The sequence below is a fragment of the Lysinibacillus sp. HST-98 genome (assembly GCF_016757845.1).
Classification (GTDB): domain Bacteria; phylum Bacillota; class Bacilli; order Bacillales_A; family Planococcaceae; genus Lysinibacillus; species Lysinibacillus capsici.
In genome coordinates, this window is the sequence record NZ_JAENHX010000004.1 from 1 (window position 1) to 14,301 (window position 14,301).

21 protein-coding genes are annotated in these 14,301 nt (G+C 37.5%); 8 read left to right on the plus strand and 13 right to left on the minus strand.

The genetic code is table 11. From position 1 onward, the window contains the following. Positions 1 to 165 precede the first annotated feature (165 nt). Positions 166 to 747 carry a phosphatidylglycerophosphatase A family protein gene (locus JIN86_RS10955; protein WP_004230976.1) on the minus strand — a complete coding sequence of 194 codons (582 nt, stop codon included), beginning with the start codon at positions 745 to 747 and terminating at the stop codon, positions 166 to 168. Positions 748 to 860: 113 nt separating this feature from the next. Here JIN86_RS10955 and JIN86_RS10960 point away from each other — a divergent pair, with 113 nt between their 5' ends. The 3 genes from JIN86_RS10960 (at position 861) to JIN86_RS10970 (ending at position 2,611) form a co-directional block, all read left to right on the plus strand. Next, positions 861 to 1,580, plus strand: coding sequence for an alpha/beta hydrolase (locus JIN86_RS10960; protein WP_202341941.1), 720 nt, complete (start codon positions 861 to 863; stop codon positions 1,578 to 1,580). Between the two features lie 83 nt (positions 1,581 to 1,663). After that, entirely contained in the window at positions 1,664 to 2,179 is a 516-nt protein-coding gene (locus tag JIN86_RS10965) for a YjcG family protein (RefSeq protein WP_004230972.1), read from the plus strand. A 3-nt stretch (positions 2,180 to 2,182) separates the two neighbouring features. Then, positions 2,183 to 2,611: a GNAT family N-acetyltransferase gene (locus JIN86_RS10970; RefSeq protein ID WP_192807168.1), complete on the plus strand. Its 429-nt coding sequence runs from the start codon at positions 2,183 to 2,185 to the stop codon at positions 2,609 to 2,611. Positions 2,612 to 2,731: 120 nt separating this feature from the next. Here JIN86_RS10970 and JIN86_RS10975 read toward each other — a convergent pair whose 3' ends face one another. The 6 genes from JIN86_RS10975 to JIN86_RS11000 all read right to left on the minus strand — a co-directional run bounded on the left by JIN86_RS10975 (position 2,732) and on the right by JIN86_RS11000 (position 5,575). Continuing rightward, positions 2,732 to 2,980: a stage VI sporulation protein F gene (locus tag JIN86_RS10975; protein WP_004230969.1), complete on the minus strand. Its 249-nt coding sequence runs from the start codon at positions 2,978 to 2,980 to the stop codon at positions 2,732 to 2,734. A 130-nt stretch (positions 2,981 to 3,110) separates the two neighbouring features. Next, positions 3,111 to 3,284 (minus strand): YjcZ family sporulation protein, encoded by a 174-nt coding sequence (locus JIN86_RS10980; protein WP_004230967.1) that lies wholly within the window; start codon positions 3,282 to 3,284, stop codon positions 3,111 to 3,113. A gap of 65 nt (positions 3,285 to 3,349) precedes the next feature. After that, positions 3,350 to 3,709: a stage V sporulation protein AE gene (spoVAE, locus tag JIN86_RS10985; RefSeq protein ID WP_004230960.1), complete on the minus strand. Its 360-nt coding sequence runs from the start codon at positions 3,707 to 3,709 to the stop codon at positions 3,350 to 3,352. Between the two features lie 16 nt (positions 3,710 to 3,725). Next, entirely contained in the window at positions 3,726 to 4,721 is a 996-nt protein-coding gene (locus tag JIN86_RS10990; protein ID WP_004230959.1) for a stage V sporulation protein AD, read from the minus strand. Continuing rightward, complete coding sequence (spoVAC, locus tag JIN86_RS10995) at positions 4,715 to 5,170, minus strand: stage V sporulation protein AC (protein WP_004230957.1); 456 nt, start codon at positions 5,168 to 5,170, stop codon at positions 4,715 to 4,717. The genes JIN86_RS10990 and spoVAC overlap by 7 nt, the downstream gene beginning before the upstream one ends. Then, complete coding sequence (locus JIN86_RS11000; protein ID WP_004230954.1) at positions 5,171 to 5,575, minus strand: YhcN/YlaJ family sporulation lipoprotein; 405 nt, start codon at positions 5,573 to 5,575, stop codon at positions 5,171 to 5,173. Positions 5,576 to 5,708: 133 nt separating this feature from the next. Between JIN86_RS11000 and JIN86_RS11005 the strand changes: the two genes are divergently transcribed. Next, entirely contained in the window at positions 5,709 to 6,233 is a 525-nt protein-coding gene (locus JIN86_RS11005; protein WP_004230953.1) for a CotY/CotZ family spore coat protein, read from the plus strand. A gap of 63 nt (positions 6,234 to 6,296) precedes the next feature. Here the strand turns inward: JIN86_RS11005 and JIN86_RS11010 are convergent, their stop codons facing one another. The 6 genes from JIN86_RS11010 to JIN86_RS11035 all read right to left on the minus strand — a co-directional run bounded on the left by JIN86_RS11010 (position 6,297) and on the right by JIN86_RS11035 (position 11,258). Beyond that, positions 6,297 to 6,698, minus strand: coding sequence for a hypothetical protein (locus JIN86_RS11010; protein WP_004227430.1), 402 nt, complete (start codon positions 6,696 to 6,698; stop codon positions 6,297 to 6,299). A gap of 53 nt (positions 6,699 to 6,751) precedes the next feature. Further along, positions 6,752 to 8,128, minus strand: coding sequence for a magnesium transporter (mgtE, locus tag JIN86_RS11015; protein ID WP_004227432.1), 1,377 nt, complete (start codon positions 8,126 to 8,128; stop codon positions 6,752 to 6,754). Positions 8,129 to 8,445: 317 nt separating this feature from the next. After that, positions 8,446 to 9,381 (minus strand): RluA family pseudouridine synthase, encoded by a 936-nt coding sequence (locus tag JIN86_RS11020; protein ID WP_004227434.1) that lies wholly within the window; start codon positions 9,379 to 9,381, stop codon positions 8,446 to 8,448. Continuing rightward, positions 9,356 to 10,150 (minus strand): NAD kinase, encoded by a 795-nt coding sequence (locus JIN86_RS11025; RefSeq protein ID WP_004227435.1) that lies wholly within the window; start codon positions 10,148 to 10,150, stop codon positions 9,356 to 9,358. Before JIN86_RS11025 ends, JIN86_RS11020 begins: the two co-directional genes overlap by 26 nt. After that, complete coding sequence (gene yjbM, locus JIN86_RS11030) at positions 10,147 to 10,818, minus strand: GTP diphosphokinase (protein ID WP_004227437.1); 672 nt, start codon at positions 10,816 to 10,818, stop codon at positions 10,147 to 10,149. The genes JIN86_RS11025 and yjbM overlap by 4 nt, the downstream gene beginning before the upstream one ends. 56 nt (positions 10,819 to 10,874) lie before the next feature. Next, the gene (locus JIN86_RS11035; RefSeq protein WP_004227440.1) at positions 10,875 to 11,258 is read right to left on the minus strand and encodes a UPF0738 family protein; all 384 of its coding nucleotides are present in this window, start codon (positions 11,256 to 11,258) and stop codon (positions 10,875 to 10,877) included. Positions 11,259 to 11,384: 126 nt separating this feature from the next. On the opposite strand from JIN86_RS11035, the gene JIN86_RS11040 reads away from it, so the two are divergent. The 4 genes from JIN86_RS11040 (at position 11,385) to JIN86_RS11055 (ending at position 14,189) form a co-directional block, all read left to right on the plus strand. Then, a complete protein-coding gene (locus JIN86_RS11040; protein WP_202341942.1) occupies positions 11,385 to 11,972 on the plus strand; it encodes a CYTH domain-containing protein in 588 nt (195 codons plus the stop codon). A gap of 28 nt (positions 11,973 to 12,000) precedes the next feature. Beyond that, positions 12,001 to 12,759: a lytic transglycosylase domain-containing protein gene (locus JIN86_RS11045; protein WP_202341943.1), complete on the plus strand. Its 759-nt coding sequence runs from the start codon at positions 12,001 to 12,003 to the stop codon at positions 12,757 to 12,759. A 220-nt stretch (positions 12,760 to 12,979) separates the two neighbouring features. Then, positions 12,980 to 13,387, plus strand: a complete 408-nt coding sequence (locus tag JIN86_RS11050) for a globin domain-containing protein (RefSeq protein WP_004227447.1) — start codon at positions 12,980 to 12,982, stop codon at positions 13,385 to 13,387. Next, a complete protein-coding gene (locus JIN86_RS11055) occupies positions 13,380 to 14,189 on the plus strand; it encodes a DsbA family protein (RefSeq protein ID WP_004227450.1) in 810 nt (269 codons plus the stop codon). Before JIN86_RS11050 ends, JIN86_RS11055 begins: the two co-directional genes overlap by 8 nt. Positions 14,190 to 14,301: the final 112 nt, after the last annotated feature.

Consider the following 14,301-nt stretch of genomic DNA (forward strand, 5'->3'; position numbering starts at 1 on the left):
ATAGGTAGCCCAGATTCCCTTTTAAATACTCATTAACGATCTTTAATTTAAAACCTTGGCTATATTTCGCCATACAAAAACACCCCAAAAATTAGATTTATTACTCTAACTTTTGGGGTGCAGCACCAATTTGAGAAGGCTCTTTTTTAATGGAAGAAACTCATTTTAAATTTCATTATGTGATTTTGGCTTTGGTCCTAGCTCTTCAGGTTCGATATCAGCGAATGTTTCGCCTTCTTCTTCTAGGTCACGCATACGATGTGCAATACGGGAGGCCGCTGAAGCCGCTATACTAGCAACCAAATCATCTAAAAACGTGTTGACATGATGTCCGGGTTCTGTATCCAGTTTTTTAATAATCCCTATTTTCTGCTTATCTAAGTGACCAAAAGTAGTAACGGCAATGCTGCCATATGTAAATACAGATCCTAGTGCGATTGTTTCGTCTACACCAAATAGACCTTCATCTGATTCGATAATTTGTTGTAGTGGTGAAGATAATAACTTCTTCTCTGCTAATTCATCTAATTCAATTCCTACTAATAAGGCATGTTGCACTTCTCGCTTACGTAATACACGTTCAACAGAATGAACACAATGCTCTAGTGTTAGACCTTCATTATAGGTTTTTTGCATTTCGTAAACAATTTGCGCGATATCCTCTATCGCTACACCTCTACGAATTAACGCGGCTTGAGCTGCCTTTGCTACTTCGTCAGAGTGCACACGAATACTTTTATTATGCATAATTAACCCTCATTTCGATTTTTATTGCTAGTATAATGCTAGCCCAACCTATTATACCTTTACTTACGTAATATGGTACAATTTTGTTACAAACACAAGAAGGAGTGTCATCATTGGATAAGGGAACAGTACAGGATTTAACATTTTACAGTGAGTCATTACAGGAAGAATTAAAGCTCTATATTTATGTTCCTGCAAATTATTCTCCACTATATAAATACAACATTTTAATCGCATCAGACGGTAAAGATTATTTCCAACTTGGTGGTATTACAAAGCTAGCTGATGAACTGATTGATGACTATGAAATCGAAAATTTAATTATTGCATTTGTTCCTTACAAAGACATAAAAGATCGTCGTCATAAATATATCCCAAGCGGTGAGCAACATGAAGCCTATCTTCGCTTTTTAGCACATGAGCTAGTGCCATATTTAGATCAGGAGTATGCCACTTACCAAATGGGTATGAGTCGTGGAGTGATTGGTGACTCTATGGCTGCTACTGCTTCCTTAATGGCTGCTTTAAAGTATCCTAGCATCTTTGGCAAAGTCATACTACAATCACCTTATGTAGATGCTGATGTATTAAAGGCTGTGGAAAATTTTAAAGATCCAGGATCTATTTCTATCTACCATATCGTTGGCAACGGCGAAGATCAGGTTGTGACAATGGATAAAACCATCAAAGATTTTTTAACACCTAATCGTCAATTGCATGATCTCATGATAAATAAAGGGTTTACTACATTTTATGACGAGTTTGATGGCAATCATACATGGAAATATTGGAAACCAGATCTTCGACGTGCATTAATTGAAAATTTCAATTAATATTAGGCGATTCAAATTACGAAAACTGAAATTTCTGTTATACTTAATTAGAAAAATTGTTTATTTTCGGGAGGTAATGGACTATGAAGTACGGTATTGTGGCATTTCCATCAAAAAAATTGCAAGATTTAGCGAATACTTATCGCAAACGATACGATCCTCATTATGCAAAGATTACACCGCATATGACATTAAAGGACAGCTTCGATGCGTCTGAAGAAGAAATTCAAACCATCGTCAAGCAATTAGATGAACTTGCTGCTAAATATGCACCTTTAAACATTCATGCATCTCGCATTAGTTCGTTTTTCCCTACAACAAATGCGATTTACTTCCGCATTGAACCAACAGAACAATTAGCAGCATTCCAACACGATCTTCAAGAAAAAATCCCTTCTGGGGAAATGAAGCATGTATTTGTTCCACACATTACAATCGCTCAAAAAATGTCAGATTCAGAGCATGATGACATTTTTGGTCAATTACGCATGACAGGCGTTGATGAAAAAGATACAATTGATCGCATTCATCTTTTATATCAATTAGAAGATGGTTCATGGACAACTTACGAAACATTCCGTTTGTCTGGAGCTGAGTAATTGTTGCATAACGTTAAAATTGTTGAAACAAAGCAAGAACACGATGATGCCTTTGCTATTCGCAAAAAAGTATTTGTTGAAGAGCAAGGTGTTCCGCTTCATCTAGAATGTGATGCTGAGGATGCAACTGCAACACATTTCATTATGTATGATAACGATGAGCCTGTAGGAGCAGCACGTTTACGTAGTATTGACAACAATACAGCTAAAATTGAGCGTGTTTGTATTTTACAATCCCAACGCGGGAAAAAATTAGGCGCTTTAATTATGAAGGAAATGGAGAAGCATGCCATTTCTATCAATAAAAAAACCTTAAAACTTCATGCACAAAGCTATGCAATTCCCTTTTACGAAAAGCTAGGCTTTACAGTTACCTCGCCTGAGTTTATGGATGCTGGTATTCCACACCGTGCTATGGAGAAGAATATTTAATGAAAGGGTGTTACGATATATATAATGTCGTAACACCCCTTTTTTATGAGACGAATTCGCTTGCCACCATTTATCTACTCTATCGTAACAAGCTGCATTGCCAAGTAGATATGCCATGCGCTACTTCATCATTCTAGTGATTTTATCGAAATCTAGTGATGCTCCATCTTGAATAATAGATTGTACTAATTTATCTTCTAACTCTTGCGTAATCGATCGGTTAGATATTTTAGCAACACGTCGTACAATTTTTCTTACTTGTTTTTCACTTGTAAAATCCGCATGTTGAATGGCATTGGCTAATGCGAAGATTTCATCCATCGATACACCTGTTTTTTGCTCAATCGAATTAAAAAACGAGCGATGCATGTTTTCCCTCCTATCATAAAAACTCAAAATGACCTTGCGTCTTGCACGAAACATTTCGCAAATGGTGGAGGCCTTAACTTTATTTAGAATATCCTAAATAAAAGCTAAAGCCTTTATTATGTTCATCAAATTAGATGTAAGTAGCGCCAACAATAATTAATAGAATGAATAGTACAACAATTAGAACAAATGTAGAACCATAACCATAGTTGTTGTTGCCTCCAGAGTATCCTCCGCAGTAGCTATTGTTCCACCCACCAACGTTATTTCCGTACGGTTGTGAGCCCCAGCCTTGGTATCCCATAAAAGCACCCCTCCCTTCTACAACCTATAATATGTTTCGGTCGTAAAAATGGGAGGGGTATTCGTCTAGTCAATATTTCCTTTTGGTCTAAATATTAAGGCACCAATAAAGCCGAACACAATAGCAGCACTAATTCCTGAGCTTGTTACTTCGAACATGCCTGTTAATACGCCAACAAGTCCATGTGCTTCTGCCTCTGCCAGGGCACCATGTGTTAATGAATTCCCAAAGGATGTAATGGGCACTGTCGCCCCTGCTCCAGCTAAATTAATTAATGGCTCATATAAGCCCATACCATCCAAAATCGCACCTACAACCACTAACGTACTTAGTGTATGGCCCGGTGTTAAATTGCCAACATCCATTAATAATTGGCCTATGACACAAATAATGCCTCCAACAATAAATGCAAATACAAAAGTCATAACCATGTTTTTTGCCTCATTTCATCGTAATTTCTATCGCATGTGCCGTACATGGAATCGTCTCGCCTTGCTGATAGGATAGCGGAGATAATAACGCCCCCGTTGCTACTAGTAATACTCGCTTATAGCTCCCTGCACGCATTTGTTGAATAACATAACTAAAAAAAACAGCTGCCGAACAGCCTGCTCCACTTGCACCAGATTGAAATGCTTCATCCTGTCCATAAAATTCAGCACCTGCATCACGTAATAACGTGAGCTCTTCATTTTTCACGCCATTTTCCACAAGCATTCCTTTCAATAGCTTTAAGCCAAGCTGTCCCAAATCGCCTGTTAAGATTAAATCGTAATGATAAATTTTTTGATTTCTCTGTTGTAAATGAGATTGAATCGTCTGAAAAGCAGCAGGTGCCATTGCAGCACCCATATGGAAAGGATCATCCATACCATAGTCAACGGATTTTCCAATTGTTGCCGCTTCTATAGAAGGATATTCCTCTCGATGCTTCCCAATTAACGCATAACCAGCAGCAGTTACAGTCCACTGAGCTGTTTGTGGTTTTTGTGCGCCATAATTGATGGGGTAACGAAACTGGCGTTCAATTGCATTATGTTGACTAGAGGCACCTGCTAATGAAAAATTAGCAGCTCCTAACTCAGTTAACAGGCATGCAATAATAACTGAAGATACGGATGTGGCACATGCCGAAAATAGTCCAATAAAAGGGATTTCTAAATCCCTAGCGGCAAAATTAGTTGGTGTCATTTGGTTGACTAAATCTCCACCCATTAAATAATTGATATCACCTTTTTGTACGCCCATTTTTTTCATAGCAAATTCACAGGCCTCTTCGATCATTTTACGATGTCCCTGTTCATTTGTTTTCATTTGCCAACGTTCATCATCATACACAGAGTCAAAATATTGACTAAAAATACTCCTATTTTCTAATGGACCTACTACCACTCCACCTGCTAAAAGAGAGGGCTTCGATTGAAAAACAATTACCATGAAACCACTCCTATCGTTACGAGGATATATTTAATGAGCGCTACAAAAAATGCTGACACTACACCAAATAAAACAACAGATCCTGCTAATTTAAATAAATTCCCTCCGACTCCCAATACTAACCCTTCAGAACGATGCTCGATAGCTGCCGAAATAACAGCATTACCAAAGCCTGTTACTGGAACTGCCGATCCAGCCCCAGCAAATTGACCAATTCTTTTATAAAGGCCAAGACCTGTTAATATCATGGCGAAAAATACCATCGTTGCAACGGTTGGATTTCCTGCTGTTGCCTCTGTAAAATTGAAGAAAATAATATAAAAAAGAGACACAGCCTGACCAATTGCACAAATAAAACCGCCAACGAAAAAGGCTTTTGCTACATTCTTTAAATAAGGGGGCTTTGGTGTAACATTTTGCTCTAACTGTTGATATTGCTCTTTTTCCATTTATGTCTCCTCCTTTGCAAGCTCTTTTAGTTCTGTAATTTTATCGTTCAATTTAGTATCTTCCATCTGATCCTTTTTTATTTTATTGGCTTCATAAAAAATTTTGTAATCAGCGGAGACAAACACATCTTTGTTTGGATATTTCTCTTCAAATTTCTTTTGCAATTTTTTCTCTAACTTAGTTTTTTTCCACTTTTCCCATGGTTTAATTTGTACTGCAATAAGCATACTATCGTCATATTGGATAACCGTTGAGCGATCAACATAGTCTTCTTCTTTAATAAGGGTTTCGACTTCACTTTCATTTTGTGGAGACCCATAGACGATAAATTTTTCCTTTTCAGCACAACCATTCAACAGCGATAAAACAACTAAGAGAGGTAACGTCATTCCTAGTAGCCTCAAGTTTTACCCTCCTTTTCTTTACAGTTTCTCCACACATAAAAAAACTATTCATTCAAAGAAATACACAAAAGCCCGAGTCCAGTTTGCAAAAGTACATATTGTAGAAGTAGTAACAAGGAAAGGGGGTGACAATATGGGTTGTGGTAAGCCAACAAATCCTATTGGACCAATCCATTCAGCAGGCTGCGTTTGTGACGTAGTTCGCGCTATTTTAGATATTCAAAATCAAGCGGTGCGAGATGAGTGTTCTCCATGTACAGCAAACTGTTTCTTAGAGCCACTAGGTGGGATTGTTAGTCCTGCACGCTCACAAGCAGATACACGTGTTTTCATGTTAATTACAAAAGATGGTACTCCTTTCAAAGCATTCTTTAACTCTCCAACAGCAGATCCTTGTATTTGTACATCCGTATTCTTCCGCGTAGAAGATATGTTTGATGAATGCTGTGCTACTTTACGTGTTTTAGAGCCATTATGTACATTTGACTCTAGTGAAAGTACAGTAGACTTACTAAGCAAAGACGGTTGTTGTATCAACATGAAGAAAATCTGTAAAGTAGATGACTGGAGCTCAACAGATAGCTGTATTACTGTGGATTTATCTTGCTTCTGCGCTGTACAATGTATCGCTGATGTTGACTTAGGGATTTGTGACTAATTCTTTCACCTTTGACACACACACATAAAAAAAGTGTACAGCATCCTCTGCTGTACACTTTTTTTATAAAGTTGGCAATTTTCTTCCCCGCCAAAGTATTTGCTGTATATCTTCAAAATGAATGATCTCCTGTATTTTCAATTCTAATGATGTGAGCATTAAAGAATCATTCTGTACATCTGAAGCTGTCCCAGTTAATTTTCTACCATCCTTTAAACAAACTAATAATGGCTGATAGGCTCTCTGACGAAATGGTTTTTCTAAAAATTGGAGCTGTTTCAGTAAATAAGGATCTATTTGTACATCATCTACTATCTCATTTTTTTCTTCAACTATTTGCTCATCGAACATATTGTCCTTCACATAGACAGATGTACTTTCATCCAAATCAAGTTCATGTAACACCTTAGAAATATTTAAAAAATATGATGGTGATTTTATAAACAAGCGTGGTTCTTGATCCACTTTACTCACTTCCCTTTTTTCCATACAATATGCGAAAGTAAGCAAATTGGTTCTTAGCCTATTTGGCTTAAGAAAACTGTCGCTAAGCCCAAATAAATTAAAATACTTGTAATATCATTTAATGTAGTAATAAAGGGTCCTGATGCAACAGCAGGGTCTATTTTTAGTCGATGCATTAACAATGGAATAAATGAACCAGCTAAAGTCGCCACTAAAATAGAGCCACAAAGTGCTGCCCCTACTAACATACCTAGGACAAGTTCATGTTTCCAAAAATAAACGATCCCAATAACAATTAATCCACAAACAATGCCTGACATTAAGCCAGTACCTGCTTCACGTAATAGTAACTTAAATTTACTATGTTCTTCTACATCACCTGTTGCAATCCCTCGAATTGCCACGGCCAATGCCTGTGTTCCACTATTACCTGAAGTTCCTGAAATTAATGGAATAAAGACCGCTAGTAAGGCAACCTTATCTAATGTATCCTCAAATTGCCCCATTAGGTTAGCTGTTAACATACCTAGAAACAGTAGAACTACTAGCCAAGGCAAACGTTTTTTAGCCGCTTGGAATGGTGTTACATCAAATTTATCCATATCCGAAATACCGGCTAATTTAGAGTAATCCTCAGAAGCCTCTTCATCAATAACATCAATAATATCGTCAACCGTGATAATACCAAGTAATTCTCCTTTATCATCAATAACAGGTGTCGCTAAGAAATTATAATCCTTCATAATTTGCGCGACTTCTTCTTGGTCATCGCCTACATGTACCATTACGACACGCTCATTCATAATAGAACGAATAAGTGTATCCTCGTCTGCAATGATTAAATCTCGTAACGATATAACACCCGTCAGACGATGTTCTTCATCCACTACAAAAATATAATAAACAGTTTCTGCATCTGGTGCCTCTTTACGCAATATGGCCATAGCTGAACGAACTGTTGAATTTTCTGGTATAGCGACATATTCAGTGGTCATGATAGAACCAGCAGTATATTCATCGTAGCTTAGTAGTTCATTAATATCTTCTGCCGCTTCTTCATCCATCATTTCTAAATAGCTTTCGCGCTGTGCTGTATCCAGTTCATTTAAGACATCTGCCGCATCATCTGCGTACATATGAGATAGCATTTCTGCACCGTATGATTGATCCATTTCAGCAAGATATGCTTTATACTCATCATCTTCAATATCGATTGCCTCAAAAATATCAGCCATTTCTGTCGGAGACAAGAACGAATAGATGATTTTCCTTATATCAGGTTCCACCTTTTCATAAAACGTTGCCTGATCATATGGATGAAGTTCTAAAAACTCATCACGGAATGCTTCAATATTATGTGCTTCTAGCATTTCTCGTAGATGTGCCTCATCAAATTGCACATCATCCTTTTCATTTCTTTCCTCTATCATGCTTGTCCCCTCCTTCCGAGCTTTCAATCATTTTACGGGCAATGCCTGCCGTAAATCTACCTTCTATATAATAGAGTGTAATGTACCTTTTCTGCAAACTCTTTTTTAAGTTATATTTATGAGCAATTGGGCAGATTTTTATAAATTTCAATATTACGCCTAAAATCATGACGATCCTATTTTACTATACCTTACCTTTGTCACTTTGTTATGAATAAGGTGTAAAAATAATCTACTTCTCTAATACGCGGTTTAACCTAAATCAAAAAATGATAAGGAGATGCTCGTTTGCGCGAACACCTCCTTTTATCAAAAATTTATGCAGAAGATTCCTTCAGTAATCTTTGCATGTCTTCATTTAGCATACTTGTAAAGTGTAATGGCACACTTGTTAAAGGATGTTCCATACTTAAAGATACACAATGTAATGCTTGTCGATCAATTTGAAGACGACTACCACCATAAAGGTCATCCCCTACAAGTGGATGTCCAAGATGCGACATATGCACGCGAATTTGATGTGTACGCCCTGTATGCAGTTGAAGTCGTACATGTGTCATTGGTTCAGCTCCCAGTGAAAAACGCTTCAGAACCTTTACATCTGTATGTGCATATTGCCCATCTTCCCGTACTTCTCTTTCAATAATACTACCTTCTTTACGACCAATCGGAGCTATAATCGATTGAAAGTTTTGTTCGATATGTCCATGTACAATGGCTTCATATTGTCTTGAAATCTCTCTCTTACGTTGAGCAAGCCCTGTTAAATGATGAATATGAGCATGCTTAGCTATGCATAGTAAACCTGATGTATCTCGGTCTAGCCTTGTAACAATATGAGCCGTAGAGGCCAATCCTTGTTTCTGAAAATAGCCACAAACTAAATTTGCAATGCTGTTGGTTGGATGCTCTCGTGAGGGTATCGTACTTTGATGGGCTGGTTTGTTGAGCACTAAGATGGCATCGTCTTCATATACAATGGTCAAATCCCCATGCTCAATAGCAAGCCCTTCACTTTTTTCTTCGGGAGGAAACGTTACTTTCACACAATCTCCAACTTGCAGGATATGTCTCACATTACGTTCGACATCATTCACAGTCAACATGCCACCATCAAACTTAATAGCTGTTAGAGCTCGCTTAGAAATACGCCACTCTTGAAGTGCCTCTCGTAATAATTGGCCATTTTTCTTCGCCTCAAATTGTAATGTAAATCTTGTATCCACGTTATTCATTTGCAACAAATGATTCATGCACTCGCTCCCAAAATGGGAATGGTCGGAAACGGGCAAAACGTACTCTTTCATTTGCTACATTAAACGCTATGGCTTTCACATCACCTTGAGTAATTTGCAAGTGATCAACAGTCATATTAAAATTTTGTTCATTTACAGGACGCAATACACAATGATGGTGTGCTGGCAAGATTAATGGCGATCCTACTGTCCTGAAAACGCGGTTATTAATTGAGGCAATTTCAGTGACTTGGAGTGCCGCTAGTGTAGGATGTATGATGGCTCCACCTAGTGCTTTATTATAAGCCGTACTACCCGAAGGAGTGGATACACAAAGACCATCGCCACGGAAACGCTCAAATTGATTGCCATTTAACTCAACATCCATCACAAGTGTAACATCTGGTGATTTGACGGTTGCTTCGTTTAAAGCAAGATACGTATTGGATTCGGCATTATGATGCTCTACCCTTACTTCCAGCAGTGGATATTCCACAACATTAAAATCCTTTTTAGCAATGGACAAAACTAATTTTTCTAATTCAGATGGTTTCCAATCCGCATAAAATCCTAAATGCCCTGTATGGATACCAACGAAGGCTACCTGGTCTAATAAATGAGAGTATCGATGAAAGGCATGCAATAGTGTGCCATCTCCTCCAATCGAAACAACAATTTCTGGCGTCTCTTCATCATAGGTCAAGCCAAAATCCTGTAAATAGGTTTTAGCAAGTTCCATCAGCTCGTTGGATTGTGCATCTCTACGTGATTGAATCGAAAATTTCATTGTGCGTCACGCTCCTTCTCCGTTAGTAAATTAGGATTCGATGCTTCTTTATATTCGCTAAAGTAGGCCTGTGCCTCTTGAATTTCACTACGAATGGATGACATTTCCTCATCCAACCGAAATGCTGCCTCCGCAGCACTTTGCAAACGATTCTTAATTTCTTCTGGGAACATCCCCTTATATTTATAATTTAAAGAATGCTCTATTGAAGCCCAGAAATTCATAGCTAGTGTTCGGATTTGTATTTCCGCTAATACTACTTTTTTTCCTTGAATTGTTTCAACAGGATACTCCACTATCATATGGTATGAGCGATAACCACTAGGCTTATTATGTGTAATATAATCGCGTTCTTCCACTACACGCATATCTTTTCGCTGACGAATTAGCTCAGTTACCGTTGAAATATCATCAACAAATTGACACATAATCCGAAGGCCAGCAATATCGCCAAGTTCATCACCAAGTTGTTTAGAAGGCTCAAAAGCTAGTCCTTTTTCTAACGTTTTGTCATATATACTTGCTAAAGGCTTGACACGTCCTGTGACAAATTCAATTGGCGAATTGGCATTAACAATACCAAATTGCGAACGCATGCCCTTTAATTTTACTTTTAATTCGTCTACTGCTTGTTTATAAGGACTTAAAAAAATTTCCCATTGTCCCATTGTAAAAACCTCCCGACAATCGGTATCGAACACCACCGTCTGTTCGTTTTGTCTTTCTATTCAGCGAGAATAGCCTTGAAGTGTTGTTCCACTGCTTGGACAAATTCTGCCCCATAATTGTAATTTCCTTCAATATTATACACGAGCATTTCTAATTCCTCGTAGAAATTTGTCAGTTCAATCACTTCTTCACCTATTCGTAGCAATGGATTTTTCCCTTTTTGTAAAATATGTACAAGATTCTCCCAACTACTCGGTGGAAAACGCAAGTAATGATAGTCTTCACCTGCATCAAGTAAATAAATGAATGCAAAATCATCTGAATCTGCAATGAGTTGTCCAGCAGGTTTTAATTGTAAATTTACTTCATTGTCGTTTAAACTAAAATGAAGTTGATCCTGTTCAAAATTCGATGTATCTATTGTATAAATTTTACGCACATGCGGTTCCCCTTTTCGTTGTACTCTTCCTCTTATTTTAGCACACAGGGTAAATAGTTGCAGTGTGTAAATATTAATTCAAGCGAAACAACGGATGAAAAATAAAAAATAAATAGGTGACTATAAATGACGCAAGAAATTGAGATTGAATTTAAAAATCTATTAACAAAACAGCAATACGAGGAATTATTACAAGAGTTCCACATTAGCCAAAATGCTATTCATCGTCAAGCAAATCATTATTTTGATACACCTAATCAAGCTATTCGCAAACTACAAAGTGGGCTTCGTATTAGACAAATTGGTGATTATTACGAATGTACGCTTAAAGAAAAAAACGCTGAGCATGCTCACCTTGAAACGACGGATGAAATAACAGCCATAGAGGCGCAACAAATGTTAGATGGCAAGGGATTTTATGCTCAAGAGGTAGGTAAAAGATTAGCGCTTCATAACATTCCTTTAGAACAATTGCATGTATTTGGTACTCTCACTACAGATCGTGTCGAAATTCCCTACAAAGAGGGACTTCTTGTTTTTGATCATTCTTTCTATTTGCAGTGCGACGATTATGAGGTAGAATATGAAGCAAAAGATGCAATAAAAGGAAATATAATTTTCGACGAATTTTTACAACAATATGGTATTGAAAAGCAACCAACTGATAAAAAAATTGCTCGTTTTATGAAGGCACTAAAAGCACAAAATTTATAAAAGTAGAAAAAGGAAGGTGTCTGACTCCTTGGATATTCAATCATTCAAATCTTTACTAGAAATTCGAGCTTTGCAAACACTTGGATCAAGCGAAAGTTCACCCACAGACAATGAGTCTATTTTTTCTGACATGATTAACGAATTATTAGGAGAAACTTCGACAGCAAGTAATGCTAAATTATCAAGCTTGCTTGCTACAGGAACAGCAAATAATTCAAATTTCGTCAATCCATTGGCTACTTTGGAGCAAAGTCCATTAGAGTCATTACTTTACAAAGGCTCTAATGCGGTGTTTATACCTGAATCAGTCAAACAAGCTTTAGCAAACACATATACTACTAACAAACTTGATTCCTATGTTTCAGACGATGTAATAGGCTCTACAGCATATGCCAATTCACTAGCAGGATCAAATGAGTATACTGCCATTATTGAAAAAGCGGCCGCTACTTATCAGATACCCGCGAAGCTTATCGCAGCAGTTATTAAACAAGAATCTAATTTTAATCCAACTGTAGTAAGCCATGCGGGGGCGCAAGGTTTAATGCAACTCATGCCCAAAACAGCACAATATTTGGGTGTGACTAACGCTTTTGATCCAGAGCAGAATATTATGGCTGGTGCAAAATATTTGCGTCAAATGCTCGATAAGTTTAATAATGACCCTACACTAGCATTAGCAGCTTATAATGCTGGCGCATCTCGTGTTACAAAATATGGAGGGATCCCTCCTTTCAAAGAAACACAGAATTATGTCAAAAAAGTGATGAATTACTTTACAGTGTAATCGCATCTTTCCTGTTATCTATGTCATTTCCAACAAATTTCACCCATAGTGGTGAAATTTGTGCTTTTGTAGCGAACAGCAATTCGAAAGAGCTCTTTGTTTGTGTTAACGAAAAGACGTTGATAGAATGAAGGTAGTCACAAGAATTTCACAATTTGATGAGGATGAAGTATACAATATGGTACTTTACGATATAAAGAATTAAAGGAGCATATAACTTATGAGTCGAAAATACACTGTTCCTTATGAGGAGCTGGGAGCTGAAAAACTGTCAGAACTCATTCATGCGTTCTATAAAAGAGTTGCTCAGCATCCTGATCTTATTCCAATCTTTCCAAAGGATTTAACAGAAACAGCCCGTAAACAAATTCAATTTCAAACACAGTATTTAGGGGGACCAAATCTTTTTACTGAGGAGCATGGTCATCCGATGATGCGTGCGCGTCACATGAATTTTCCTATTACACCTGACCGCGCTCAAGCTTGGCTAGAGTGTATGTCAGAAGCAATGGATGAGGTAGGTTTGGAAGGGAAGTTCCGTGAAACTTATTATCAACGTTTAGTATTAACAGCTCATCACATGGTTAATACGCCAAATGACGATGAGGGGGAATTGTTACGTGAATAATATTCAAATGTTGCAAGAGCCAACGCCAACGATTTCTACTGCAAACAAGCCAATTGAATTGTATATTTTCGTAGATCCACTTTGCCCTGAAGCTTTCAGTATGCAAGCAACTCTTCGTAAATTACAGCTTGAATACAACCATTACTTCACATGGCGCTTTGTTTTAAGTACAGAACTTACTTCTTTAAATTGCTTAAGTAAACGTGTCAAAGGCTGTATTTCAGGAATCGAACTTGATATTAATCATCCTGTTTTACCTTCTATCGCTATTAAAGCAGCTGAATTGCAGGGGAAACGTGCAGGTGCGCGTTATTTATCGAAACTACAGGAATACGTATTATTAAGTCATCAAGATGTAAACTCCTATGCAACGCTTTTAAAAATAGCTGAGGATGTTCAACTCGATATGAATGAGTTTACTGTTGACTTTGGTTCAAAAGAGGCAGCACGTGCTTTCCAATGCGATTTATATATTAAACGCGAAATGGAAGTAGATGAAGTACCAAGTATCGTATTTTTCAATGAATGTATCGAAGATGAGGGACTAAAAGTTAGTGGTAGCTATTCCTATGAAGTTTATGAACATATTTTACAAGAAATGCTGAACGAACAGCTTGTCCGTCAGCCTTTACCATCAATAGAGGACTTATTTTCTAAATTCCATACTCTTTCTACAAATGAAATAGCTTTTATCTATTCATTAACAGAGCAAGCAGCAGAGCGTGAACTAAAGAAACGTATGCTGCAACAAAAGATCGAACGAATCCAGACTACTCACGCTACGTTATGGCGTCTTAAATAATAAAATAAAAGGGACTCCAATCATCATGATGGAGTCCCTTTTTCAAGATAACGCAAAATACAAAGAAGCGCCTCTATCCTCGACCGATAGAGACGCTTCTTTTTCACAAAGG

Excerpts from the sequence above, each read along its gene's own strand:
- JIN86_RS10955 (WP_004230976.1), bottom strand. The coding sequence starts at position 747 with ATGCATAATAAAAGTATTCGTGTGCACTCTGACGAAGTAGCAAAGGCA.
- JIN86_RS10965 (WP_004230972.1), top strand. The coding sequence starts at position 1,664 with ATGAAGTACGGTATTGTGGCATTTCCATCAAAAAAATTGCAAGATTTA.
- JIN86_RS10975 (WP_004230969.1), bottom strand. The coding sequence starts at position 2,980 with ATGCATCGCTCGTTTTTTAATTCGATTGAGCAAAAAACAGGTGTATCG.
- JIN86_RS10980 (WP_004230967.1), bottom strand. The coding sequence starts at position 3,284 with ATGGGATACCAAGGCTGGGGCTCACAACCGTACGGAAATAACGTTGGT.
- spoVAE (WP_004230960.1), bottom strand. The coding sequence starts at position 3,709 with ATGACTTTTGTATTTGCATTTATTGTTGGAGGCATTATTTGTGTCATA.
- JIN86_RS10990 (WP_004230959.1), bottom strand. The coding sequence starts at position 4,721 with ATGGTAATTGTTTTTCAATCGAAGCCCTCTCTTTTAGCAGGTGGAGTG.
- spoVAC (WP_004230957.1), bottom strand. The coding sequence starts at position 5,170 with ATGGAAAAAGAGCAATATCAACAGTTAGAGCAAAATGTTACACCAAAG.
- JIN86_RS11005 (WP_004230953.1), top strand. The coding sequence starts at position 5,709 with ATGGGTTGTGGTAAGCCAACAAATCCTATTGGACCAATCCATTCAGCA.
- mgtE (WP_004227432.1), bottom strand. The coding sequence starts at position 8,128 with ATGATAGAGGAAAGAAATGAAAAGGATGATGTGCAATTTGATGAGGCA.
- JIN86_RS11020 (WP_004227434.1), bottom strand. The coding sequence starts at position 9,381 with ATGAATCATTTGTTGCAAATGAATAACGTGGATACAAGATTTACATTA.
- JIN86_RS11025 (WP_004227435.1), bottom strand. The coding sequence starts at position 10,150 with ATGAAATTTTCGATTCAATCACGTAGAGATGCACAATCCAACGAGCTG.
- yjbM (WP_004227437.1), bottom strand. The coding sequence starts at position 10,818 with ATGGGACAATGGGAAATTTTTTTAAGTCCTTATAAACAAGCAGTAGAC.
- JIN86_RS11040 (WP_202341942.1), top strand. The coding sequence starts at position 11,385 with ATGACGCAAGAAATTGAGATTGAATTTAAAAATCTATTAACAAAACAG.
- JIN86_RS11050 (WP_004227447.1), top strand. The coding sequence starts at position 12,980 with ATGAGTCGAAAATACACTGTTCCTTATGAGGAGCTGGGAGCTGAAAAA.